At 53.4% G+C, this 24152-nt stretch carries 24 protein-coding genes; all 24 read left to right on the forward strand.

What is annotated here, in order from left to right:
- Positions 1-30: 30 nt before the first annotated feature.
- The 24 genes from RBT11_12745 to RBT11_12860 all read left to right on the forward strand — a co-directional run bounded on the left by RBT11_12745 (position 31) and on the right by RBT11_12860 (position 24010).
- Positions 31-594 carry a DUF5698 domain-containing protein gene (locus tag RBT11_12745; GenBank protein ID MDX9787644.1) on the forward strand — a complete coding sequence of 188 codons (564 nt, stop codon included), beginning with the start codon at positions 31-33 and terminating at the stop codon, positions 592-594.
- Positions 595-811: 217 nt separating this feature from the next.
- The gene (locus RBT11_12750; protein MDX9787645.1) at positions 812-1912 is read left to right on the forward strand and encodes a peptidoglycan bridge formation glycyltransferase FemA/FemB family protein; all 1101 of its coding nucleotides are present in this window, start codon (positions 812-814) and stop codon (positions 1910-1912) included.
- A 103-nt stretch (positions 1913-2015) separates the two neighbouring features.
- Positions 2016-2417: a cupin domain-containing protein gene (locus tag RBT11_12755; GenBank protein ID MDX9787646.1), complete on the forward strand. Its 402-nt coding sequence runs from the start codon at positions 2016-2018 to the stop codon at positions 2415-2417.
- Between the two features lie 55 nt (positions 2418-2472).
- Positions 2473-2889, forward strand: a complete 417-nt coding sequence (gene rnk / locus RBT11_12760) for a nucleoside diphosphate kinase regulator (GenBank protein MDX9787647.1) — start codon at positions 2473-2475, stop codon at positions 2887-2889.
- A gap of 165 nt (positions 2890-3054) precedes the next feature.
- Positions 3055-4233: an FprA family A-type flavoprotein gene (locus RBT11_12765; protein MDX9787648.1), complete on the forward strand. Its 1179-nt coding sequence runs from the start codon at positions 3055-3057 to the stop codon at positions 4231-4233.
- A 45-nt stretch (positions 4234-4278) separates the two neighbouring features.
- Positions 4279-4641 (forward strand): DUF488 family protein, encoded by a 363-nt coding sequence (locus tag RBT11_12770; protein ID MDX9787649.1) that lies wholly within the window; start codon positions 4279-4281, stop codon positions 4639-4641.
- Between the two features lie 86 nt (positions 4642-4727).
- On the forward strand, positions 4728-5303 hold the full coding sequence (locus RBT11_12775) for a hemerythrin domain-containing protein (protein MDX9787650.1): 576 nt from the start codon (positions 4728-4730) through the stop codon (positions 5301-5303).
- A gap of 264 nt (positions 5304-5567) precedes the next feature.
- Positions 5568-5705 carry a hypothetical protein gene (locus RBT11_12780; protein MDX9787651.1) on the forward strand — a complete coding sequence of 46 codons (138 nt, stop codon included), beginning with the start codon at positions 5568-5570 and terminating at the stop codon, positions 5703-5705.
- Between the two features lie 84 nt (positions 5706-5789).
- Entirely contained in the window at positions 5790-7436 is a 1647-nt protein-coding gene (gene hcp, locus RBT11_12785) for a hydroxylamine reductase (GenBank protein MDX9787652.1), read from the forward strand.
- 24 nt (positions 7437-7460) lie between these two features.
- Positions 7461-7622: a rubredoxin gene (locus tag RBT11_12790; protein MDX9787653.1), complete on the forward strand. Its 162-nt coding sequence runs from the start codon at positions 7461-7463 to the stop codon at positions 7620-7622.
- A 65-nt stretch (positions 7623-7687) separates the two neighbouring features.
- A complete protein-coding gene (locus RBT11_12795; protein ID MDX9787654.1) occupies positions 7688-8023 on the forward strand; it encodes a cupin domain-containing protein in 336 nt (111 codons plus the stop codon).
- A 54-nt stretch (positions 8024-8077) separates the two neighbouring features.
- Positions 8078-8272, forward strand: a complete 195-nt coding sequence (locus tag RBT11_12800) for a ferredoxin (protein ID MDX9787655.1) — start codon at positions 8078-8080, stop codon at positions 8270-8272.
- A gap of 46 nt (positions 8273-8318) precedes the next feature.
- Positions 8319-8627, forward strand: coding sequence for a hypothetical protein (locus tag RBT11_12805; GenBank protein MDX9787656.1), 309 nt, complete (start codon positions 8319-8321; stop codon positions 8625-8627).
- Between the two features lie 476 nt (positions 8628-9103).
- A complete protein-coding gene (locus RBT11_12810; protein ID MDX9787657.1) occupies positions 9104-9700 on the forward strand; it encodes a type IV toxin-antitoxin system AbiEi family antitoxin domain-containing protein in 597 nt (198 codons plus the stop codon).
- 1 nt (position 9701) lies between these two features.
- Complete coding sequence (locus tag RBT11_12815) at positions 9702-10616, forward strand: nucleotidyl transferase AbiEii/AbiGii toxin family protein (GenBank protein ID MDX9787658.1); 915 nt, start codon at positions 9702-9704, stop codon at positions 10614-10616.
- Entirely contained in the window at positions 10613-11767 is a 1155-nt protein-coding gene (locus tag RBT11_12820) for a hypothetical protein (protein MDX9787659.1), read from the forward strand. The genes RBT11_12815 and RBT11_12820 overlap by 4 nt, the downstream gene beginning before the upstream one ends.
- Before the next feature lie 3 nt (positions 11768-11770).
- Entirely contained in the window at positions 11771-13006 is a 1236-nt protein-coding gene (locus RBT11_12825; GenBank protein MDX9787660.1) for a cytoplasmic protein, read from the forward strand.
- A 937-nt stretch (positions 13007-13943) separates the two neighbouring features.
- A complete protein-coding gene (locus RBT11_12830) occupies positions 13944-14180 on the forward strand; it encodes a helix-turn-helix transcriptional regulator (protein ID MDX9787661.1) in 237 nt (78 codons plus the stop codon).
- On the forward strand, positions 14180-14650 hold the full coding sequence (locus RBT11_12835) for a type I restriction-modification system subunit M N-terminal domain-containing protein (protein ID MDX9787662.1): 471 nt from the start codon (positions 14180-14182) through the stop codon (positions 14648-14650). The genes RBT11_12830 and RBT11_12835 overlap by 1 nt, the downstream gene beginning before the upstream one ends.
- Complete coding sequence (locus tag RBT11_12840) at positions 14647-14877, forward strand: hypothetical protein (GenBank protein ID MDX9787663.1); 231 nt, start codon at positions 14647-14649, stop codon at positions 14875-14877. Before RBT11_12835 ends, RBT11_12840 begins: the two co-directional genes overlap by 4 nt.
- Entirely contained in the window at positions 14874-17585 is a 2712-nt protein-coding gene (locus tag RBT11_12845) for a cation-translocating P-type ATPase (GenBank protein MDX9787664.1), read from the forward strand. The genes RBT11_12840 and RBT11_12845 overlap by 4 nt, the downstream gene beginning before the upstream one ends.
- Positions 17586-17663: 78 nt before the next feature.
- A complete protein-coding gene (locus tag RBT11_12850) occupies positions 17664-19553 on the forward strand; it encodes an aldehyde ferredoxin oxidoreductase N-terminal domain-containing protein (GenBank protein MDX9787665.1) in 1890 nt (629 codons plus the stop codon).
- A 52-nt stretch (positions 19554-19605) separates the two neighbouring features.
- Positions 19606-22347, forward strand: a complete 2742-nt coding sequence (locus RBT11_12855) for an HAD-IC family P-type ATPase (GenBank protein MDX9787666.1) — start codon at positions 19606-19608, stop codon at positions 22345-22347.
- Entirely contained in the window at positions 22340-24010 is a 1671-nt protein-coding gene (locus tag RBT11_12860) for a Na/Pi symporter (protein ID MDX9787667.1), read from the forward strand. The genes RBT11_12855 and RBT11_12860 overlap by 8 nt, the downstream gene beginning before the upstream one ends.
- The last annotated feature ends 142 nt before the right edge of the window (positions 24011-24152 follow it).

Genomic DNA, 24152 nt, shown 5'->3' on the forward strand with positions numbered 1-24152 from the left:
TCACCAAGCTATGTGGAAAGATAATAAAATATGATCGATCAAAATATTCTCCTGACAGGGGTCATCATTTTTTTTGCCAGGATCTGTGACGTGTCCATCGGCACCGTTCGAACGATCGTCACGGTTCAAGGACGAACCGCCATTGCATTTTGTCTGGCCATTTTTGAAATCATCATCTGGGTGACCGTCGCCAGCACGGTAATCAATCAGATCACGGACAAACCACTGCTGGTCATTTTTTATGCATTTGGTTTTGCCACCGGCAACGTGGTGGGGATTCTTGTAGAGCGAAAACTGGCCTTTGGAACCAAAATCCTCAGGATTATCACTCCAGACAAAGGTCCCATTATCGCAACGCATTTGAGAGGAAAGGGTCAACCGGTCACCGTGTTTCAGGGCGAGGGCATGCGGGGACCGGTCAATGAACTTTATATCGCCTGCCGGCGCCGAGATCTGAAATGGATACTCCCAGACGTTCGGCGCATTGACCCAAAATTGTTCTACGTCATCGAACAGGCCCGTGACATGAGCAAAATTTACCGGCCGATCTGCTCGCCACTTGGTGGCTGGCGAGCGATCAACAAAAGAAAGTAACGGCCAATTTGCACATGGACCCGAATTTCGGCTTGAGTTTGTGAGAAATCCTCCTCATGAGCCATTAGGGTCTCTTCTTTTTTGATCTTATTGTGAATTATTGCAAATCCACATTATCAAAAGAAAGAGCCATTCAACTTATGTTTTTAATAGGCCTATAGAGATATTTTTTGTTTGGAAAACTATCCACCAATTTGAAAGGTTGAGTTTATAAGCAATGGACCGGGATAACATTAAGATACGTTTGAGACAAAAGGAAGCAGGGAGGCTTCTCCCTACGGATATCGTCTTCCAGACGGGATTCTGGAGCACCGTCAAGTCTCACCTTGGTTGGACGCCGCTCGCATTCGATTTCACGTCTTCGGGCTCAGATGGTGATTTCCTTGTTCTGACGAGGACCGTATTGCCCGGGATCGCTGTGGCCTATGTTCCACAGGGCCCTGAATTCAGTCCTGAACTGGATCAGTACGGACTTTTCCTGGAGGCACTATCTGGTGAGGTAAAGAGACATTTGCATCCCTCGGTAGCCTTCATCCGGTATGATCTCCCTTGGAAATCACAGTATGCAGATCATTCGGTCATTGGTTGTTTGCACCGCCAATTATTCGAGCGTCCTGAAACGCGATTACAGGAGTTGCGTATGAATTTCGGCACGAAGCGCTGGAACATTCGAAAGGCGATGGTTGATCTCACTTTTACTGATAGACTCGTGCTTGATCTGCGCCGTAGTGAAGAACAATTCATGTCCGGAATGAAGTCCAAGACGCGGTACAATATCCGGTTGGCTCAAAGAAGAGGGGTTAAGGTGTTCCAAGCCTCTCCGGATTTACTCCCGGCCTTCTACGAACTCCACCGGCAGACAGCAGAGCGCAACCATTTTCAACTCTGCGAATACAAGCACTTCGCAGCGCTTTTCCCTTCAGAATCCTCGGCTCCCGATTCAGCAAAGGTTTTGTTCCTTCTCGCAAAGCACGGTCGGGATTTGCTCGCTGGGGCCATTATCGTGATCTCGGGCCAGACGGCAACCTATCTTTTTGGCGCCTCTTCTAATGAGAAACGGAATTTGATGGCACCTTATTTAACCCAATGGACGGCAATGCAGATTGCTCGGTCAAAAGGGTGCCTGAACTATGATTTGGGGGCGGTTTCACCAGGAAAAGACGAAACTCACCCGTACTTTGGACTGTACCGCTTTAAAACGGGATTCGGCGGGAATATTATCCATCAGAGCGGAACCTGGGATTATCCCCTTGATGACATGGGCTATACGACCTTCCGCAATTCCGAGATGCTTGACGGAATCCTTCGCACCGCATGAAGGGCGAGGCGAATGTACGAGCGTTTTGCTTAAGAGTATGTGAAAAAATATTGCGGAGGAACGAAGTGTTAAGTTTTTTTTCCCCGCAGAAGTGGAGGGAAAAATGAATAGAAAGGATCTTATCAAAAATATCCCATTTTCAGAACCCCACGTCCTTGCGGGCCTCGTAGATTATCAAAAAGGAAGAGTCATAAGCCGCACTTTCGTCGAGAACAATGCATTGAGCATGACCCTCTTTGCCTTTGATCAAGGAGAAGGATTGAGCACCCGCACCACGTCCGGCGATGCTATGGTCCAGGTCGTGGACGGTGAGGTGGCTTTGACGATTGGGGGCAAGGAAATGATTGCCAAGTCTGGAGAAGTCGTCGTGATGCCCGCGGATGTGCCTCATTCCGTAAATGCCGTAAAACCCTTCAAGATGTTGCTCACGATTGTCAAGAACCCAATGGACAGAGGAACCAAGTGTTTACCTTTTTCGCCGAAATGGCCTCAAAAGGCAGCGTAAGTTCCGAAGACGGCATTTGCAAAAAAAAGCTTAACTTTAGGGGAACTTTTTAGACATGGAAAAAAGAACAATTTTTATCACAGAATTCGATCTGATACGATTGGAAAGACTTATTGAAGAATCCTATGATATCAATATCCGAGATCAAAAATACCTGAATGAACTGCAAACCGCACTGGCTGACTGCGGTGTCATCGCGCCGGAAAAGGTACCTAAAAATGTGATCACCATGAACTCCGAATTTTCTGTTGAAGATCTGGATACGGGAGAGGAAACAAAATATACCCTTGTATTCCCTGAAGATGCGGATATAAGTAAAAATAAAATATCCATTTTGGCTCCCATTGGCATGGCCGTATTGGGGTATAGAGTTGGAGATATGATAGAGTGGAACGTACCCACCGGCATAAAGAGGCGTATGGTTAAACAAATCCACTACCAACCAGAAGCAGCCGGTGATTATCATATTTAAGGATAGAAATCATAGAATAAAAAAGAACAGACCAACAGTGAGCAAATCTCAGTCAGATGGATGACGCCGTGATCGATGAGCTTGATTGGGCATTCCGAAGGCGCGGTTTCGATTGCGAACTTTCCGGGCTTGATTAAAAATATTTAATGGATAGGAGGTGCACTCATGCAAAAACGGAAAATCAAGGAAAACGTTTATTGGCTGGGGGCCGTGGACTGGGACAGACGCCTTTTTGATTCGCTCATTCCGCTCCCGGACGGCACGACCTACAATGCCTATTTGGTTCAGGGCAGCGAAAAAACGGTTTTGCTGGACACGGTCGATCCGCTCATGGCCGATGAATTGCTGGCGCAACTGGATGGGGTGGACAAAATCGACTTTATCGTTTCACATCATGCCGAGCAGGACCATTCCGGAGCCATCCCTCGTGTGCTTGAACGGTTTCCCGAAGCAAAGGTCGTTGTGACCCCTAAAGCCAAAGGGATGCTCATAGACCTTTTAAAGATCCCCCAAAACGCTTTTGTCACCGTGGAAGACGGTGGAACGTTATCCCTTGGTGACAAGACCCTGAAGTTCATCCACACACCCTGGGTCCACTGGCCGGAAACCATGGTGACCTACCTGGAAGAAGACCGCATTCTGTTCAGTTGTGATTTCTACGGCTCCCATATCGCGACCACCGATCTTTTCGTGACTGACCAAGGGCGTGTGTACGAAGCGGCTAAACGGTACTTTGCCGAGATCATGATGCCCTTTCGCAATGTGATTACAAAAAATATAGAGAAACTCAAAGCCTATGACATTCAGATGATCGCCCCAAGCCACGGCCAGATCTACGACCAGCCGGCCTGGATCAGGGACGCTTATCGGGACTGGGTAATGGGCGCGCCCCACAATTTGGTTGTTTTGCCCTTTGTGTCCATGCACGGCAGCACCCGGCAGTTGGTGGACCACCTGGTGTCCAGCCTGGTTGAACGAGGGGTTCGCGTCGAACTGTTCAATCTGGCTGTCACCGATATCGGAAAACTCGCCATGGCGCTTGTCGATGCCGCGACCGTTGTCGTGGGCGTGCCGACTGTTCTGGTCGGCCCCCATCCTTTAGCCGCCTATGCAACCTTGCTGGCGAACGCCTTAAGACCCAAGGCAAAGTTTCTTTCCATTATCGGTTCCTATGGCTGGGGGGGCAAGACCGTGGAAACACTTGCGGGAATGATTCCCAATTTGAAAGTCGAAGTGCTGGAACCCGTTCTCTGCAAAGGGGTTCCCTCGGAGAATGATTTTGAAGCTCTGGATAAGTTGGCCGGCGCGATTGCGGAAAAGCACAAGGAGAATGGTTTCAGATAAAATATGCTGTGGGCCGGGTTTCTAAGAAATAGCTTGTGAGTTCCAATGACGAAAATGGATATTCAGTCGAAGCGTGTATATAGCCCAGTTGAAAAGGAAGATGGGGTTCGCATCCTGGTAGACCGAGTCTGGCCAAGGGGCATGGCCAAAGAAAGATTGAAAGCGGATCTGTGGCTAAGGGATGCAGCCCCAAGCACATCTCTCCGAAAATGGTTCAATCATGATCGTTCCAGATGGGAAGAATTCAGGAGTCGTTATTTTTCCGAATTGGATAAGAAGCCAGGGCTGGTGAATCAACTTCATGAGCTCGCGACGAAAGGACGCGTCACCCTTCTCTTTTCGGCTCGCGACAACCAGTTCAACCAAGCCGCCGCCCTTAAAGAATATTTATTGTCAAAGGCAAGGTAGGATGACTATTTTTGCAGACGATAAAGTAGAAAAAAACAGTTGCTATTTCAAAAGGATGAGGTGGCCGTACCAAAGGAGGCTTTACAATGAAAGCAACGGAGGAGCTAAAAAAAGAACATGAGGGAATAGCGCTCATGCTACGGGTTTTACAAACAGTGGGTGATCAATTGAAACATGGTGAAAGCGTCGATACTGAACATCTCGATGGTATTTTAGAATTTTTGACGATTTTCGTCGACAAATGCCATCACGGCAAGGAAGAGGACTTTCTATTTCCGGCATTGGAAGTCGCAGGTGTGCCACGGGAAGGAGGCCCGATTGGGGTCATGCTTAGCGAACACGAACAAGGTCGGAAGCTTGTCGCCAGACTCAAAGACGCCGTGATCGAAAACAAATCCAGGGACAAAGCAAACGCCGCGAACGTCCAACGGATCATCAACGAATATGTAGCACTGCTGACCCAACATATCGCCAAAGAGAACACGGTCCTTTTTCCCATGGCAGATGCCAAATTGGATGCAAAGAAGGACACCGAACTTTTTGAGGCGTTTGAGCAGCTTGAGCGCGAGCGTATCGGCGTTGGAAAACACGATGAATTTCATGCTCTTTTGGATCGATTGCAGAACACGTACCTAAAGAGATCAGTGGGAAATACTGGTTGATGATGGAAAATTGCCTGATAACAACCAATACAATTCTTTATTGTAAGGAATGGGAAAAAACAGTTGAGTTTTACAGGAATCAGTTGAAATTGCCCGTTTTATTTGCCACGGATTGGTTTGTGGAATTTGGCTTAAATGAAATGTCGAGATTGAGCAGCCGACGAAAAACGATCATCCATCAAAGGCTGCGGGGGCAAGGGCGTCACTATCACCTTGGAAGTCGATGATATTGAAGCGGCGCGAGATCATATGGAAGTAATTGGTATGAGACCGACGCAGCTTATGAAGCATCCATGGGATGCACGGGTGTTCTATATCTTTGATCCGGAAGGGCACCGCATAGAAATATGGCAGTTTTCCAAGCCCAATAAGACGCGGGATAGGAACACAAATCTAATATAAAACGGATACGATCTCTTTGTCTGTGGAAAGGTTATGAGCGAGAGATATTGAAAATATTAAACCATAATATAAGGAGGAAGAACCATGTTTTGTTTTCAGTGCCAGGAAACAGCCAAGAACACCGGTTGCACCGTCAAAGGTGTGTGTGGCAAGCCTGAGGAGACCGCTGATCTTCAGGATCTGCTCATTTACGTGTGTAAGGGGATTTCGGTTTATGGGGAAAAGTTGAAGGAAAAAGGCACGGTGGACAAAGACGCCGGCCGCTTCATCTGTGAAGCCCTTTTCAGTACCATTACCAACGTGGCCTGGGACGATGATGTAATCATCGACCGGATCAAGCAAGCCCTCGAGGCTCGCGATGCGGTCAAGGAGAAGCTCGGGGCGGATATATCCGGCGAGCTACCGGATTGTGCCATCTGGGCTTCGGATGACAAAGAAGAAATCGTGGCCAAAGCCATGTCGGATGAAGTTCGCATCACGGCCGCTCAGAACGAGGATGAACGATCCCTGAGAGAGCTTCTGATCATTGGCGGCAAGGGCATCGCCGCCTACGCCGATCATGCCGCGATTCTCGGCCATGAAAAAGACGACATCTATGGCTTTCTCATGGAGGCCCTGGCATCCACCACCAAAGAACTTTCGACGGACGAAATGATCGGAATGGTCATGAAGGCCGGAGAGTGCGCCGTTAACACCATGGCCTTACTGGACGAAGCTAACACCAAAGCCTATGGCAATCCTGAAATCACCGAAGTGAACATCGGCGTGGGCCAAAATCCCGGTATCCTGATTTCCGGTCACGACCTGAAAGACATGGAGGAACTGCTCAAACAAACCGAAGGAACGGGTGTGGATGTTTACACCCACGGCGAGATGTTGCCGGCCAACTACTATCCCGCTTTCAAAAAATACGACCATTTCATCGGCAACTATGGTGGATCGTGGTGGCACCAGAACAAGGATTTCGAATCCTTCAACGGTGCCATCGTGCTGACCACCAACTGCCTGATACCAATAAAGAAGGATAACACCTATCTCGACAGGCTGTTCACCACCGGCGTGGTTAACTATCCGGGAGCCAAACATATCGCGAACAGGGCGGCAGGCGGGGCAAAGGATTTTTCTGCTGTTGTGGAGCGGGCTAAGCAATGCGCACCGCCCCAAGAGATCGAGTCCGGCAAAATCGTAGGCGGTTTCGCTCATCATCAGGTTCTGGCCCTGGCCGATAAAGTCATCGACGCCGTCAAATCGGGAGCCATCAAGCGCTTTGTGGTCATGGCCGGATGCGACGGTCGTCAGAAGGCTCGCAGCTACTTTACCGAAGTGGCTGAGAACCTTCCCAAGGACACGGTGATCCTGACCGCAGGATGTGCCAAATACCGCTATAACAAGTTGAACTTTGGTGATATCGGCGGGATTCCCCGCGTTCTGGATGCCGGGCAATGCAACGATTCATATTCCCTGGCTGTGATCGCCCTGAAACTCAAAGAGGCTTTCGGCCTGAACGACATTAACGAGTTGCCCGTCTCCTACGACATTGCATGGTACGAGCAAAAAGCGGTGGCAGTATTGCTGGCCCTGCTGTTCCTGGGTGTCAAGGGCATCCGTCTGGGGCCGACGCTACCGGGTTTCCTGTCGCCCAACGTGGCCAACGTGCTGGTTGAGAAATTCGACATCAAGCCCATCGGCACCGTCGAAGAAGACATCGCGGCTATGATGGCCGGAAACTAACTGAGTGGAAAAAGAGTAGTAATCATGGACAAATGGCGTTGTATCCCTTGTGATTACATTTACGACCCCGCGGAAGGCGACGAGGAGGGTGGCATCGAACCGGGTGTTGCTTTCGAAGAGTTGCCCGAGGACTGGGTCTGCCCCATCTACGGTGTCGGCAAGGATGAATTTGAGAAGGTAGTTTAAAAGTCTGAGACGTCGGACAGCGATAATGCAGACGGCGTCTCAGGCACATCGGCATGGGAGGCTATATGAGCGACACATCCAGCGCTGCGAAAGGCAAGGCGTTCAATTTGATAGAATACATCGACTACGCTGACGGTTCCGTTGTCAGCAAAACGCTTATAAAGAAAGATATTGGCAACATAACGCTTTTCGCCTTTGATGAGGGCCAGGGGCTGAGTGAGCACACAGCACCTTTCGACGCAGTGGTTCATATCCTAGACGGCAAGGCGGAAATCACCATAGGTGGCCAGCCGCAGGATGTTGTCGCCGGTGAGATGCTGATTATGCCGGCCAATATCGCCCATGCCCTTCATGCCAAAACACCGTTTAAAATGCTGCTGGTCATGATTCGTGGTGAGTAACAAACCAAGTTTATATGAGGCAATGAGACGGCTTTAATATTGGGGGGATAGGGCATGAGCAAGAAAGTTTACATTGATACGGAAGAATGTATCGGTTGCGAAAGTTGTGTTGAACTGTGTCCTGACGTGTTCGGCTTCGATGATGAGGCAGAAAAAGCCTTTGTCATTACCGCCGAGGGTGGACCGGAGCAATGTATCGACGAGGCCATCGAGACATGTCCCGCAGAGTGCATCCACTGGGAGGATTAGCGCATATGGCGACCACATATATAACAAAAACATAAAGTTGGATAAAATGCTGAAATGGAGCTTCTGGGGGCTTAACGGCGGGTTGGCGAGCATGGCTGTTTTCAGTCTGATTCCCTCCGGGTTTTATCAGCTTTATTTCGCTGTCAAATATGGATTGTGTTTTGCTCGTAGCCCGGAAATCACATCCGGACCTGTGATTCGCGCATTGAGCTGGGCACGGTTGGTTCCGGACGTCATTTTTTCCGCCGGGGCTATTGTGCTGTTCGTGTTTTTGTTGCGTGCCATCTGGCTGTCATTTTTCAAAAAAGATGAGTTGGCGATTGCAAGTGGCAAGGTGGAGGCCTTGAACCAGTAAAAATAATCTGGATGGGAAAAACCGCTTGGCATCATGCCCCACTAAAAAGTATCGGAGTCAAGTGGATATCAAGGGAAACAATATTTTCATTCATCTCAGGCAAGAGAACTGTATTGGGAATGAAGCCTATTAATCGGGGAAATGTGACTCAACGCCGCCTCCGCCCCACCGGGAGCGCCCTGATCTTTGATAACCCGTTATTGAAGGTGTTCGGTTAACAGCCGGAGAACGAGAACGGTTATGAAAAGGGTTGCACATGGGGAGCCAAAATCCATGCCCGGCCAGTAATGGCCGGGTTTCTTTTTATATCAAGTAGTTATACCGCTTTTGCGACCACCCTATAAATCCTGCCAGTTCATCCACCTACGAACTAATTTTATGGATAGAAGGTAGCGTAATGGGCAGCTTTTAATGTTTCTTCTTGAAATATTTCTGCCAATAGTATACATTGGCAGTCAAAACGATTCGAGAGAAACATGGACAGTATAACGGAATACATCAAGTCATCCGGCGGCTATGCCCGAATGAAGGAGCTTCGTGCCGCAGGGTTCCAGACCCGTGAAATATCAGCCCTGGTTGACCAAGGGCGCATTGAGCGAGTCAAGCCCGGACTCTATCGCCTCGCGGAATATGGTGCGTCAGGGGAGCATGCCGGACTTGTGGAAGTTTGCCGTGCCATTCCTGGGGGGATTATTTGCCTGCTGTCTGCTCTCGATTTCCATGGACTGACCACCTTCAACCCTTCGGAGGTCCATGTGGCCATTCCCCATGTAGCCAAACCGCCCCGGATTTTTTATCCACCCATCAAGCCCTTTTTCTTTCGTGAGCGGTTTTACACTCCCGGCATCGAATCTGTTCGGGAACCGGCTGGTGAAATAAGGGTTTACGGGAAGGAAAAAACAATCTGCGATATGTTTCGTTACCGCCGAAAACTTGGTGAAGACCTGGCCATGGAAGCACTGAAACAGTATCTGAAGCAGAAAGACGCCAACACTGCACGCCTTCTGAAATATGCCGCTATTTGTCAGGCCAAAACCGTCATGATGCCCTACCTGAAAGCCCTGGTGACGTGACATGGCGAAAGCAACCAAAGATATTGCTGCATCCGTCCGTGCGAGACTGTTGAATATAGCCAGATCAAATGGGCGCGATTTTGATGCGTTGCTGCTTCAGTATATGCAAGAGCGATTCCTATACCGATTGTCGATTTCTCCCTATCGCCGAAATTTGATCCTTAAAGGGGCTCTTCTCTTTCTTGCCTACGAAATGTCGCTGCTGCGTCCTACCAAGGATATCGATTTTCTCGGTTTTTCAACCCCTAATGAGATAAACGAGATCCGAAACGCAGTTGTTGCTATTGCCAGTATCGACCTTGATGACGGCGTAAGGTTTAACCACGAATCGGTCATCGTCGAACAAATTACGGAGGGCACCGACTATAAAGGAGTCCGGGTGAAACTTGAGGTACGACTGACAGCGGCCAGAAAGATGCTGCAATTGGATATTGGTTTTGGTGATACGGTTGTACCCGGACCAGTTGAGATGGACTTCCCAACTCTATTGGATGACCAGCCGTCGCCAAACCTGCTGGTGTACTCTCGAGAATCCGCCATTGCGGAAAAATTTGAAGCTCTGGTCTCCTTAAATATCCTGACCAGCCGGATGAAAGATATCTATGATATTCTATTTCTGGCGGAAAGGGAAACCTTTTCTCTCTTAACACTGCGGGAGGCGATTATGACGACCTTTGCCCGACGCTCGACACAACTCGAAGACCGTCGCATGCTTTTTTCACAGGATTTTTATACAAACAGGGATAAGAAAGCCCAATGGAAAGCATTTCTGCGACGAAGCCGTTTACAGTTGTCTCCGACTTTCCCTGAAGTCGTGACTCGCCTCATGGTGTTTCTGGAACCTGTTTGTTCTTCAACAGCTATGAATAATGCCATTTGGAATACGGCCGATTGGAATTGGAAAACAGAACCATGAGCGAATATCAGTATTACGAATTTCTGTCCATTGACCGGCCTTTGAAGGAAGATGAAATGGCCGAGCTGCGGGCGCTCTCGACACGGGCAACGATTACGCCGGTCAGCTTCACCAACGAATACAATTGGGGCGACTTCAAGGGCGACCCCGAAAAGATGATGCAGCGTTATTTCGATGCCCATGTCTATGTGGCCAACTGGATGACGGCCATTTTCATGGTGCGGCTGCCCATCGAGGCCTTGACCCGAGAGACGGCCAAGGCCGTGGCCGCGCCTTACCTGTTGGATATCAATCCCACCAAGACCCATTGGATCATTACCTGGCGTTTGGAGGAGTCGGAAAACTACGACCGCTTCGGCATGGAGGACGGCCGCGGATGGATGGCGCGTCTGGCCCCGGTTCGTGATGAACTGCTGCGCGGGGATCTGCGCAGTCTGTACATCGGCTGGCTGCCGGCCGTAGCCGGGGAGATGATGGATGACGATGAGACGGAGCCTCTGTCCGTGAGCGGATTGGGAAACCTGACTGCGGCCCAGCAGGCGCTCGCCGAATTTCTGGAGGTGGACCCGGACCTTCTGGCGGGTGCCGGCATGGGCAGCCCGGCTGCGCAGGAGACGGAAGTTTCACGACGGGAAATGGAAAAGTGGATCGATGCCCTGCCAAGAGAAGAAGTCCATTCGATCCTGAAACAATTGCTGGAGGGCAAGGGGCAGCAGGCCGAACGGTCCATCCGGAACCGGTTCGCATCCTGGCGGCGCGGCTTGCAGACGGGCGATACCGACGCACCCCGGCGCACGTTGGGAGAATTGCGGCAGAACGCCGAAAAGGCGCGTCTAATCCGGATGGAAAAACAAAAACGAGACCGCAAGCAACGGGAGATCAAACGCCGCGAGAAACGCAAGGCGTACCTGAAAAACCTGTCCAGCGATTTTCCCAAGGCCTGGGCGTCGGTCAAAGAACCCGTCGAGCGCGGATCGGGGCGGGGGTATGACGAGGCCTGCCGTATACTTGTCGACATCGCCGAAGCCTATGATCTGTTTGCGACCAAAAAGCAATTCCAAAACGAATTGAAAAAGTTCATGGCCGGCCACCTGCGACGCAAGGCGTTGATTCAACGTCTGGTGAAAGCCGGTATCTGGGAGGAAGAATAAAAGATGGGCACGCGAAATTCCAATAGGGGCAAGGAACTCGGCGCATTGGACGAGTTGATCGCGGAGATCACCGTCGATGCGTACGGCGATGATGAACAGCTCTGGGCCTTTCGGCAGGCCTTTGAGGAAGACATTGCCCTGCCTGCCGACGGTTTCGTCATCGGGGAACCGGTTTCAGTGATCGCAATAGACTATGACGGGAACGAACGGCGCGGTCTGACGGCAAAGTGCCGTCGCGAGGACGGGACGGAATATGTAATTGCGATTTCCGAGGTCGTGCTGCCGAAGGCTTCGGCAGGGGCGCGTTACATCGCCGCCTACCGCAGGTGGCTCAACCTCGAGCCTTACCCTGCCGAGGCCAAGACACCTTCCCGTCGCGTGCGGCAGCACAAGGCCACCGACGATGACATCGACCTGAGCAAACCGGTCGAATTGGTCGCCCTGTCGGTCATGGAGCGGGCCGCCCGATGCCGTTTGCTGGGAAGCGACCGGATCATTACCTTGCGTGCCAACCGCCTTTGGGAGGTGGTGCCTGGCGCCATCGTCACGGTGACACCCCGGAAGCAGTGGCGTTACGGCGGTCATCCGTATCTTTCCGGCGATATTCAATCGACCCGGATCGACGTGAAGGTCCTTGATCTGGTTCCCCTGGGGCTTGAAGAGATGGGCATGTGGGACCCCAAGGAAGAGTACTGGGGAGAAGAAGGCGAGCCCATCGAGGAATGGGCCAAGCCGATCATCGCCCACGGCCCACGCCCCATGTTCGAGATGGAACAGGTGCTGCCCGGCGAGGACCCTGATGATCCTTTCAATGACCCCATCACCCGCTCCAACGACCTCAAAGATGCCGGCGAGCGGACAGAGGCGGAAAAGATCTTGATGCAGCTGTGCCAGGCGGACCTGCGCTGTCTCGATGCCCACTCGCATCTGGGCAATTTCGTCTTTGACCACCATCCCCAGGATGCCGTCCACCATTACGAAGTCGGTTTGTGCATCGGCGAGCTGTCTTTGGGTGACGACTTTACCGGCGTCTTAGCGTGGGGCCTGATCGACAACCGCCCGTTTCTGCGCTGCATGCACGGCTATGGATTGTGTCTCTGGCGGCTTGGGCGCTTTGACGATGCGGAGCACATATTTGAGAAGATGCTCTGGCTGAACCCGTCCGACAACCAGGGCGTGCGGTTTCTTATCGACAAGGTGAAGGCAAAAACAACTTGGGAGGATCGTGAGAACGAATAAAATCGGATGGTCCGGAAAAATCCTATCCGTGCAGCCCCGCATCCGGTTGCTGCGTTCCTCCGACTAGCGGAGCCACGGCTACTTGGGATATGTGCTGCGAATGGAGGGGCATATCGGTGATGAATCCGCCGAATTCATGATCGCGCTCGGGAAAGCCGCGCAGATGAAGCATCGCTTCCAGGCAGCAATGAAAATCCGCGGCCTTTCGGTCCCGGTGCCCGATCCGCGGTTTGAGACGGCCGGATTTTACAGGGCCAGCGGTTCGATAAGGATACGGACACCATCGGCTTGCACATTCGTAACATATGCAAAGAAGGCGAGTTGACCTGAAAGGGAACCACCGAGTAATCCTCGGTAGTTCAAAATGAAGGTGGGCGGCAGGTTCGCCGTAAAGTCAATTTTTACAATCTTGATATTGCCTTGATAACCATTTGATATTGAAGGTTTTCGGTTAACAGCCGGAGAACGAGAATGGTTATGAAGAGGGTTGCACACGGGGAGCCAAAATTCAATCCGCTGATTTCAGCGGTTCTTGTTTAACGCAAGACCCCGTGGGGTGATCCCCTCGGGGTCTCGTCGTTTCTGGCGTGTCCACGCCGACTTACGCCCGCCCGCACATTTACCCTGATTCTCTATTTCGAAACCCACCGCCTGGGGTTCGGGTGCAATCCTGAGGGTTGCGTGCGCCCACCGAAAATGTCCTTTCCGAATTCTCCCGTTCTCCGTTTTTCGAGTCGCCTTGTTTAACAGCCCGGTGTCATCCGGGTGCCCGAATTTAGGTTTCGAACTTTCTGGTAATTACAAATCGTCACGACAATCAGCTCTGAAATTGCGGTTGATTTCGAATTCTATTATTGTATGATATATCATCTGTTGGGGAGCGTGATATGAACCTTGTTTCGCTCAGGTCCATATCGGATCTAAAAGGAGAACGACATTGAAGGCCCTGGCTGACCTATCCCGATTAGTTCGTGAGCTTCGGCAACGAACGGGGCTCACACAAGAAAAATTCGCGGCCAAGCTCGGCGTGACCTACCCGACCATCAACCGATGGGAGAATGGTCGTGCAAAGCCTTCTCCGCTGGCGCTGAAGCAGATTGAGGATTTGCTGCGAAGTTTGGGCGACCGCAGCCAAGACCTATTGCAGGAGTTCTTTGGCGGAGAGGAGAACTGATGGCCCTTTTCCTGAATAAACCCAAACTCGACAATCTGGCCGCCGAGATATGGAAATCCGCCGAGCGTTTGCGCGGCAAGTTCAAGGCCTACGAATACCAAAAGGTCGTCTTGCCCATCATTGTGGTCCGTCGTCTTGCGTGTGTACTTATCAAGTGGCGGAGGGAGAGAGCCGCCGAAGTCCTGACCAAGCGACCCAAACTCACTGAAAAAGAGCTTGCCAAGCTTGTGAAAGGCTTGGAAACCAGCACTGTCCCGTTCTCCAACAAGACGGACTGGACCCTGCGCAAGGTCTATGAAGAGGACCACACTCTGCTGGAGGAGAATTTCCGCGCTTACATCAACGGTTTTTTAATGAACGTAGATGATATCATCAAGCATTTCAACTATCGGGCCGCCATCGGCCAGATGGTGAAGAACAACCGTCTGGCGCTGATCCTCATGCCGGGGCGGATGCCGTCCGGGCGGTGACCCTGGATGACGAAGACGTTCAACGTCTGGCTGTCGAGGTTGCGCAGCAGTCCGACCGGACGCACGAGGTGGCCCCGCCCGACAACCCGCATGCAAAGCGGCTCGAAAGGCTTACCGGTGGTCACCGTAAGATCGACGGGCATGAATTCGACTTAAAGGTATATCTTTCCCGGACGGTCAATGCCTTCGCCATGGCCGACGGCACCATGAGGAAAGGAAAACCATGAGTGAAAAAGGAGGCAGACCGGTCAACTGGCACCAGCTTGATCCAGCCGAAGTTGCAGAGAACCTGCAATCGTCCGGGAGGGGCCTGGCTTCCGAAGAAGCCCGCCGCCGCTATGAGCAATACGGCCCCAACGAACTGATCGAAAAGGGAAAGAAAAAGGCCTGGCGGATTTTGTTGGCCCAGGTGAAGGAGGTCATGATCCTGATTCTGCTGGCCGCCGTGGTCATTTCGGCGGCGCTGCGGGAATATATCGATGCCATCGTGATTTTCGTCATTGTGGTGCTCAATACGATTCTGGGGTTTTGGCAGGAATTCAAGGCCGAAAACGCTATGGCGGCCCTAAAGAAAATGACGGTGCCCAATGTGCGGGTTCGGCGTGACGGCGCAGAGCGGCAGATTACGGCCAAGGACCTGGTGCCGGGCGACATCCTGCTCATCGAAGCCGGAAACATTGTGCCGGCGGATGCCCGACTGATCGCAGCCGCAAATCTCAAAGTCCAGGAAGCGGCCCTGACCGGCGAATCCGAATCGGTGGACAAGGGTACCGGCGCGCTGCCGGACGGCGATCTTGCCCTGGCCGACCGCAGGAACATGATTTACAGGGGAACGGTAGTGACCTACGGGCGCGGCGAGGCCGTGGTCACCGATACCGGCATGCAGACCGAACTGGGTAAAATCGCCACCATGCTTCAGGAAGTGGAGGATGAACAAACCCCGCTGCAACGGCGGTTGGCGAAACTTGGCAGATCGTTGGCCATGGCCGCCGGGGTGTTGATCATCATCGTTGCCGGCATGATCTATCTGCAGGGTGCGGGCTTGAAGGAGACGTTCATGACCGCCATCAGCATGGCGGTGGCGGCCATCCCAGAAGGCCTGCCGGCTGTCGTCACCATCGCTCTGGCGCTGGGCGCACAACAGATGTTGAAGAAAAATGCGTTGATCCGGCGACTTCCGGCCGTGGAAACGCTGGGCGCGGTGACCGTAATTTGTTCCGACAAAACCGGCACCCTGACGCAAAATAAAATGACGGTTTCGGACGTGGTGCTGCCGGATCGCCGGTATTCCCTTAATGAAGCGGTGGCCGAGCGCGGTGATGATGATCTTGGGCTGCTGTTGCTGGCTGGGACGCTATGCAACGATGCTGTCATTGACGAAAATTCGCCAAACGGCATTCTTGGCGATCCCACCGAAGGCGCACTGGTGCTTGCGGCCCAACAGGCGGGACTGGTGCAACGCGATCTGCAAGCCATGCTGCCGCGTGTTCGCGAACTGCCCTTTGACTCCGAGCGTAAACGCATGTCCACCGTTCACGTCCTGCCGTCGTCTTCCCAGGAAAAGACATTGCACCCGGTTCTTGCCGCCGCCGGACACCAGAGGTCCGCCGATCATTTGGTCTTGACCAAGGGGGCGACCGATGGCTTGATCGAGGTGTGCAGCCGAATTCTGATAAACGGCGTTGTTCAATCCCTGGGCGAAAAGAGAAAAGAGGAGATTTCAGCCGAAAACACCGCAATGGCGAAAAACGGCATTCGGGTGCTGGGTTTGGCCTATCGGTTGATGGATGCCGACGAGCTGGACCAACCGGCGCGCTACGAGCAGGATCTGGTTTTTCTGGGTATGGCGTGCATGCTCGATCCGGTGCGTCCCGAAGCGATTGAGTCCGTCCGGTTGTGCAAGCAGGCCGGGATTCGCCCGATTATGATCACCGGCGATCATCCCCTGACGGCTGTCGCCATCGCCAAGGATTTGGGGCTGACGACCTCCGATACGGTTCTGACCGGGCAGGATCTGGACCAGATGACCGTCGACGCGCTCAGCGCCCAAATCAAGGAGGTTTCCGTTTTTGCGCGCGTCTCGCCCAAGCATAAGATGGTCATCATCGACGCGCTGCAAGCTCAGCATGAGATTGTCTCGATGACGGGCGACGGCGTCAACGATGCGCCGGCGCTGAAATCAGCCGACATTGGTGTGGCCATGGGGATTACGGGGACCGACGTCAGCAAAGAATCCTCCGATATGGTCCTGCTGGATGATAATTTCGCCACCATCGTCGCCGCCGTCAAAGAAGGCCGCCGCATTTACGATAATATCCGCAAATTCGTCAGATACATCCTCACCGGTAATGCCGGTGAAATTGTTGTTATGCTTACCGGCCCGCTAATGGGGATGCCGCTGCCACTGCTGCCGATTCAGATTTTATGGATCAATCTGGTGACCGATGGCGTGCCGGCCGTTGCTTTGGGGTTCGAAGCAGCCGAGCGCGATGTGATGAACCGGCCGCCGTACAATCCGCGGGAAGGCATTTTCGCGCGCGGGCTGGGCTGGCAGATTCTCGTCATGGGCCTGATCATCGGCTTGATCTCGGTGGGGACCGGGTACTGGTTCTGGGATGGCGGAACAGGTTCGAACGCCTGGCAGACCATGGTGTTCACGATGCTGACGTTCTGTCAGATGGCCTATGCACTGTGTGTGCGCAAACAAACGCAATCGTTGTTCACGCAATCCTGGCTCAGCAACCCGGTGTTGTTGGTGGCCGTTGGTATCACACTGACCCTGCAGTTGATCCTTATTTATGTCCCGTTTTTTAACACCGTGTTTCGCACCATGCCGCTGCGGCCGGCAGAACTGGGTATCTGCGCCGTTGGAGCCCTGGTGATTATACTGATTACGGAATCGAAAAAAATGTTCCTGCGCGGCAAGCAGCATTGAGGATCACGCATAATTCCGTCGACAACGGCCGCAACCGGGGGAGTTTGCCGTTGGCGTCTGATCAAGGAGGGGTATCCCATGATAGACAATAAACATGAACTCAAAGTGCTGATGCTGGATGCAGCCACCGGCTTTTATCGCATGCAACGTTACCGTGTCGGCGATTTTTTCGGCCCCGTGGACCTGGGGATTCATCTGGCCTTCAAGCATAACGCCTTGACCATCGGCGCCGGGCTTTTGGCCGGCTCTGTTTTTCCCGGATCCAACCGGCTAATATTCGCAGGCATCTCTCCCTGCTGGCACGGTTTTTATGTCTCCTCCATGGGTGGCGCGGCCCTGGTTTTTGACAACCTCGGGATCAATATGCTCAGCCTGGTCGGCAAAGCCCCGCATCCTTCGCTTTTGTACCTGAACCGCAGCCACGGCGAAGAAATCAAAGTGGAACTGATTCAGGTCGTACCCGAACAGATCTGGGAATCCGGCCGCCAAGGAGTGTATGCCGTAATGGAAGCCGCCATCCGAATGTTCGGTCCGAGGTATGAAAAGGATCCCCGGGTGCTGGCCGTCGGTCCGGCCGCCTGCTTTACCGATTTTGGCGCCATTGGGTCCGCTCCGGTGAAAAAGGGGGAACTGACTCATGTGGACACCTGGGCTGGCAGGGGGGGCTTCGGCAGCAAGTTGTTTCAGGAGCACGGTCTTTTGGGCATCATCTACGGCGGAACGCATATCGACGATGATTTTCGCGATCGCTCCGTGGCGGACGAATGGTTTCAGGATAAATTCAACCAGCGCATGGCAGCCAAAGACATGGAGGCCACCACCAAGTACCGATACGACCCGAAATTCAATACCGGCGGTACGTTCGGGATCAATTACGCCGCCATGGACGGCGATATCCTGGCATTCAATTATCGCACCATCCACTGGCGTCAGGAAAAGCGGCGAGATCTTCACGAACGGTTTATCCTGAACCACTACCTCAAACAGTTCAATGAAGAGACCATAGAAGCCAAACAGCAGCGGACGTGTGGAGAACCTTGTGCGGCGGTGTGTAAAAAAATGCATGGCATATTCAAGAAAGACTATGAGCCCTACCAGACCATGGGCCCTTTATGCGGCGTCTTCGATCAGCGGGCTGCCGAACAACTCAACCACCATGCCGACCGCTTGGGTTTCGATGCCATTTCCGTCGGTGGGACCCTTGCCTGGCTCATGGATTGCCTGGACGATGGTCTGATCACACCGGCATCGTTGGGTGTAACTCAAAAGCCCAGGTGGGAGATGGCGACGTTTGATGTGGTGAGCGATTCCATGCATAATGCCGAACTGGGCATGGCGCTCCTGAATCAGATGATTCTGCCCGGCGGGAAAATATCGCTGCAATTCGGGGTTCGGAAATTTGCACGCCGGTTATCACGGGAAAAGGGCCGGGCGGTGCTGGATCGATTCGTATACAATGCCTTTGCCCGCCAGGGCTGGATGGTTCCCAACCAGTACTGGACACCCGGTGCTTTAGCGCCCATGGCCATCACGGGCAAATATTACATGCACTACGGCCGTGACTTCCTGCCGCCCCGTGAACTGGGAAGAGAAAATGCCCGTCGCATGCTCAAGGAGCTGATACTGGACAATCTCGGGTTTTGCCGTTTTCACCGCGCCTGGGCGGAAACACTGCTTCCCGAGATCCTGAACAACCTCTTCGGGGAAAAGGATGCGTTTCTGCGCTCGATCACCCTGACTGCAAGCCGCATCACCAGCCGGAATGCATCCGTGTTCTGGGAGTCGGAACGTAACATGGACATGGTGTTTGAATTCCTGAAGAACAAAAAACGGATCGACGGGGCCAACCACCCTGAGCTGGACCGCTGGATCGAGTTTTTCACACGCGATAAGCATGCCGCCGCCTACGAATTCTGGTATGACATGCACAAAGGCATCCATGAAATGCTTCGGGAATATCCGGTGTGACGAGACATTTTCCGGTAACGACGGTTAGCTCATTCATCATTGAGAGGAGTTAATGAAACAAAAAGAACATGCCTGCCGGTTGTGTGAAGAAAAATGGCACGCCTTTGAAGAACAGGATGTTTACCAGCAGCTTCAGTCCGGAGTGGATGGGCTGGACGATCAGGAGGCGGAACGACGGCTGGTATACTACGGACCCAACACCCTGCCCGTCAAGGAACCGCCCACGATCTGGGCCATCCTGCTGCATCAGGTCCTCAACCCGCTGATATTCATTTTGTTGGCGGCGGCAGTCGCTTCGCTGGCCATCGGGGAAGGCGTTGATGCCGTGTTTATTCTCATCGTCATTGTTCTGAACAGCGGCCTGGGGGCCTATCAGGAGTATCAGGCCGAAAAGAGCGCCGCCGGCCTCCAGCGGCTGCTCAAGATCATGGCGCGGGTGCGACGAGGGGGCAAGGAGGTGGACATTCCCGCCGAAGGGGTGGTGCCGGGCGACACTGTGCTTCTGGAATCTGGCAACAAAGTGCCGGCCGACCTGCGTTTGTTCCAGGTCAACAGCCTCGCGGCCGACGAAAGCTTTCTGACCGGCGAATCCATCGCTTCGGAAAAGACAACTGGGCCACTGCCTGAAGAAACCGTTGTGGGGGACCGCAAGAACATGGCCTTTGCCGGATCGACCATTACCTCCGGCAGGGGGATCGGGATCGTCGTCGGCACCGGTACAGAGACCCAGGTGGGCATTATCGCCCAAACCGTCACCGAATCGGAAAGCGGTAAACCCCCGCTGGTGCTGCGGATGGAACGGTTCGTCAAACACATCAGCATCCTGGTGCTGGTGATCAGCGCCGGTCTTGCACTTCTTCTGTGGACCCAGGGCCGAGATCTTACGGCGATTTTCTTCTTTGTGGTGGCCCTGGCGGTTTCGGCCATTCCCGAAGGCCTTCCCGTTGCGCTCACGGTTGCGCTCTCCATCGCCACCAAACGAATGTCCGCCCGAAACGTCATCGTACGCAAGCTCACAGCGGTTGAAAGCCTCGGAAGCTGCACGGTGATCGCCAGCGACAAGACAGGCACCCTGACCGTCAACCAGCAGACCGTCCGTACCGTTGTCTTGGCGGATGGGCGAACCTTCGAGTTTTCCGGAGAGGGGTACAACGGCGAAGGAGAAGTTTCGGCGGGCGGAAGCAAAACCATATCCTCCGCCGATCGGGAGCGGCTGAGCCGGTTGGCGGAACTATCGATTCTGGCCAACGAGGGGTCGCTCGTCCAAGAAGCAGGTATCTGGAAACATCGCGGAGATGCGATGGATGTGGCTTTTCTTGCCATGGGCGTCAAGATGGGCCTAAATCCAGAACAGGTAAGAAGCGAGGTCCGAATCATCCGGGAAGTCCCCTATGAATCCGAACGGAAATATTCGGCGGTCTTTTTTGAAAAAGACGGCACCGGATATGTCGCTGCAAAGGGTGCCGTGGAAACGATGCTGGATTTTTGCAGCGGCATGGCTCGGGACGGCAATCCGGCGGATCTTGACCGGGAGGCCATCGAGCGGCAGGCGGAAGCCATGGCGGAAAGAGGACTGCGCGTGCTGGCCGTGGCCGGTGGCGAAACCGGAAGCGCCTCATCCGGCGGCCTTGCGGAAGAAATACCCCTTTCCGGATTACTTTTTTACGGACTGGTGGGATTCATCGATCCCCTGCGTCCGGAAGCCGTCGAATCGGTGAAGATATGCAAGACAGCCGGCATTCAGGTTCTGATGATCACCGGAGATCATCCCGCCACCGCCGGCACCATCGCCAAAGAACTGGGATTGTCCGATGACGATGAGCCGGTGGTTACGGGCGTGCAGTTGAGTAAGGCCGGTTCGCCGGACAGTCCGGCTTTCGAAAAGCTGGTGGCATCGACCCATGTGTTTGCCCGTGTCTCGCCGACGCAGAAGCTGGAAATCGTCGATGTGTTGATCCGCCGGGGAGAATTTGTGGCGGTCACCGGCGACGGGGTCAACGACGCCCCGGCCCTGCGGCGGGCCAATATCGGCGTGGCCATGGGTTCGGGCACGGATGTCGCCAAGGAAGTGGGTTCCATGATCGTTGCCGACGACAATTTCGCATCCATCGTGGCCGGGGTCGAAGAAGGAAGATTCGCCTACGACAACGTGCGCAAGGTGATTTACCTGCTCATTTCCACCGGTGCGGCGGAGGTGTTGATGTTTACCACGGCGATTTTTGCGGGCCTGCCCATTCCTTTGCTGGCGGTTCAGTTACTCTGGCTCAACTTGGTGACCAATGGTATTCAAGACGTCGCCCTGGCCTTTGAGGGGGGTGAACCGGGTGCGATGAAACGCACACCCCGAAGACCCGACGAAACTATTTTTGACGCCCAGATGATTTGGCAAACCGTTGTTTCGGGTGTGACCATCGGCGCGCTGGCTTTTAGTGCCTGGTACTGGATGGTGCGCGTGCAAATGATGGACGAGGCCGTCGCCCGCAACCTCCTATTGCTCTCCATGGTTCTACTCCAGAACGTTCACGTGTTCAACTGCCGGTCCGAGTCGACTTCCGCACTAAAGGTGCCGCTGCGAAGGAATGTCATCTTGATCTTTGGGGTGTTGGCGGCCCAGGGTATCCATATTCTGAGCATGTATCTGCCTTTCATGCAGAGAATCCTGGAAACCAAGCCGGTGGCCTTTACGCAGTGGCTTCTGATGCTGGCTCTGGCGATGGGGGTGTTGCTGGTGATGGAGATCTTTAAGCGGGTGAGCCAAAAGTTTGAAATCCAAAGGCGTATGACCATTGTTTGACGCGTGGAAATTTCTGGCCGGACTGGGCATTTTCCTGTTCGGGATGTTCATGATGGAAGAATCCATCAGGTTATTAGCCGGGCGGTCGTTGAAGGCCATGATCCGACGGTTTGCCGGCACAAGGGCCAAGGCCTTATGCACCGGGTTTTTCAGTACTGCGGTGCTTCAGAGCAGCTCTGCAGTATCGCTCACGGTGCTGGCCTTTGTGGGCGCCGGGCTTCTGACCCTGGGCAATGCCATTGCGGTCATCATGGGCGCCATGGTGGGTACGACCCTTACGGCCTGGATCGTGGCCGTGTTCGGGTTTTCGATAAAGATCGATGCACTGGCCCTGCCCATGACCGGCCTGGGTGGACTCGGTTTGATCGCGCTGGGTAAATCGCCCCGCTATGTCCATCTCAGCAAGATCGTGGCGGCCTTCGGGTTTCTCTTTCTGGGCCTGGATTACATGAAAACCAGCGTGGAAACGCTTGCGGCTGCCATCGATCTGTCGACGCTGCCAAACCTGGGCCTATGGGTGTATGTTCTGACTGGAATCGTGCTGACCGCCATCATGCAGTCCAGTTCCGCTGCCATCGCCGTGATTCTCACCACGCTTTTTGCCGGCATCATCAACTTTGGGCAGGCAGCAGCCATGGTGATCGGCGCCAATGTAGGCACCACGGTGACTATTCTGATCGGCGCCATCGGCGGCATTCCGGCAAAAAAACAGACGGCGCTCAGTTCACTGATCTTCAACACGGGGACCGCCCTGGTGATGTTGCCCATGCTGTCTCCGGCCTTTTGGATTATTGGCCGCTTTTTCGATCCGTCAGACAATGCCGTGATGGGGATCGCCGCGTTCCATACCCTTTTCAATCTTGTCGGGGTTGTGCTCTTCTTTCCGGCCATTCCCGTGCTTGTGCGTTATCTGGAACGCTTCTTTCCCGAAGAGCGAACCATATTGAGCCGATTTATCAACAACACTTCTCCCCAGGTGCCGGAGGCGGCCACCGTTGCGTTGCGCAACGAGGTGTTGCATCAATTGGACTTGTCACTTGGTTTCATCGCCGATAGGTATCGTCTCAGCCCGCACCCTTCGCTCCCTGTCTTCGACCAATCGTTAACGCCATCGCTGAGCGTTACGGCCATTCATTACAGAGATCTGGAGCGATTGCATGCCGAAATATTCGCCTTTTATGCCCGCATGCAGGCTCATGAAATAGAAGAAACCGAGGCGCTGCAATTGGAACCGGTGATCCGGTCGAGCCGCAGCATCATGAACGCAACCAAGAATTTGTTCGAGCTGCTTTCCGAAATCGAAGAGATCGGCAGGGACGACAACCCGTTCATGATCGAGGCTTATCGGGGCTTTAAGGCGCGGCTGGGGCGGCTGGTAGCACAAGCCGAAAAGGTCGTTCAGGCGCCCGGTGATGGAAACATAAATGAGGCGTTAAACAGTTTTTTCCAGTCAGTGGAAGCGGTGGACAAACGATTCATCGGGTCGTGCGCCAAAGCCGTTTCAGAAGGAACGGTCCGGGAGCACGAAGTGACCCGGTTGTTGATGGCCAACCGGTTTTTCACTCAATCCAACCGGATGGTGACGCTGAGCATGCAGGCGCTGACGCGTGGGGTTTCTTTTTCTGAGGACCGTGAGCATTCTCATGACGATGGCAACCTCTGAGTTGTCTCATCGTTTTCAAAAAGGAGAGAAGCGAGTCGGAATAAAATCGGAAGGGCGGTTTTCCGGCCGCCATGAAGCTGTGCAGGACACGAGAGGTGCGCTATCAAAATTTTCCATAGGGCAAAGGGCTTCAGGGGAAGTA

The organism is Desulfobacterales bacterium (assembly GCA_034003325.1).
Taxonomy (GTDB): Bacteria; Desulfobacterota; Desulfobacteria; order Desulfobacterales; family JAFDDL01; genus JAVEYW01.

What these genes read in the sequence shown, in the direction of transcription:
- RBT11_12825 (MDX9787660.1), top strand. Translation starts at nt 11,771, where the DNA reads ATGGGCACGCGAAATTCCAATAGGGGCAAGGAACTCGGCGCATTGGAC.
- RBT11_12820 (MDX9787659.1), top strand. Translation starts at nt 10,613, where the DNA reads ATGAGCGAATATCAGTATTACGAATTTCTGTCCATTGACCGGCCTTTG.
- RBT11_12750 (MDX9787645.1), top strand. Translation starts at nt 812, where the DNA reads ATGGACCGGGATAACATTAAGATACGTTTGAGACAAAAGGAAGCAGGG.
- RBT11_12850 (MDX9787665.1), top strand. Translation starts at nt 17,664, where the DNA reads ATGATAGACAATAAACATGAACTCAAAGTGCTGATGCTGGATGCAGCC.
- hcp (MDX9787652.1), top strand. Translation starts at nt 5,790, where the DNA reads ATGTTTTGTTTTCAGTGCCAGGAAACAGCCAAGAACACCGGTTGCACC.
- RBT11_12775 (MDX9787650.1), top strand. Translation starts at nt 4,728, where the DNA reads ATGAAAGCAACGGAGGAGCTAAAAAAAGAACATGAGGGAATAGCGCTC.
- RBT11_12755 (MDX9787646.1), top strand. Translation starts at nt 2,016, where the DNA reads ATGAATAGAAAGGATCTTATCAAAAATATCCCATTTTCAGAACCCCAC.
- RBT11_12765 (MDX9787648.1), top strand. Translation starts at nt 3,055, where the DNA reads ATGCAAAAACGGAAAATCAAGGAAAACGTTTATTGGCTGGGGGCCGTG.
- RBT11_12800 (MDX9787655.1), top strand. Translation starts at nt 8,078, where the DNA reads ATGAGCAAGAAAGTTTACATTGATACGGAAGAATGTATCGGTTGCGAA.
- RBT11_12805 (MDX9787656.1), top strand. Translation starts at nt 8,319, where the DNA reads ATGCTGAAATGGAGCTTCTGGGGGCTTAACGGCGGGTTGGCGAGCATG.
- RBT11_12845 (MDX9787664.1), top strand. Translation starts at nt 14,874, where the DNA reads ATGAGTGAAAAAGGAGGCAGACCGGTCAACTGGCACCAGCTTGATCCA.
- RBT11_12855 (MDX9787666.1), top strand. Translation starts at nt 19,606, where the DNA reads ATGAAACAAAAAGAACATGCCTGCCGGTTGTGTGAAGAAAAATGGCAC.
- RBT11_12780 (MDX9787651.1), top strand. Translation starts at nt 5,568, where the DNA reads ATGAGACCGACGCAGCTTATGAAGCATCCATGGGATGCACGGGTGTTC.
- RBT11_12770 (MDX9787649.1), top strand. Translation starts at nt 4,279, where the DNA reads ATGACGAAAATGGATATTCAGTCGAAGCGTGTATATAGCCCAGTTGAA.
- RBT11_12745 (MDX9787644.1), top strand. Translation starts at nt 31, where the DNA reads ATGATCGATCAAAATATTCTCCTGACAGGGGTCATCATTTTTTTTGCC.
- RBT11_12810 (MDX9787657.1), top strand. Translation starts at nt 9,104, where the DNA reads ATGGACAGTATAACGGAATACATCAAGTCATCCGGCGGCTATGCCCGA.
- RBT11_12815 (MDX9787658.1), top strand. Translation starts at nt 9,702, where the DNA reads ATGGCGAAAGCAACCAAAGATATTGCTGCATCCGTCCGTGCGAGACTG.
- RBT11_12835 (MDX9787662.1), top strand. Translation starts at nt 14,180, where the DNA reads ATGGCCCTTTTCCTGAATAAACCCAAACTCGACAATCTGGCCGCCGAG.
- rnk (MDX9787647.1), top strand. Translation starts at nt 2,473, where the DNA reads ATGGAAAAAAGAACAATTTTTATCACAGAATTCGATCTGATACGATTG.
- RBT11_12795 (MDX9787654.1), top strand. Translation starts at nt 7,688, where the DNA reads ATGAGCGACACATCCAGCGCTGCGAAAGGCAAGGCGTTCAATTTGATA.
- RBT11_12790 (MDX9787653.1), top strand. Translation starts at nt 7,461, where the DNA reads ATGGACAAATGGCGTTGTATCCCTTGTGATTACATTTACGACCCCGCG.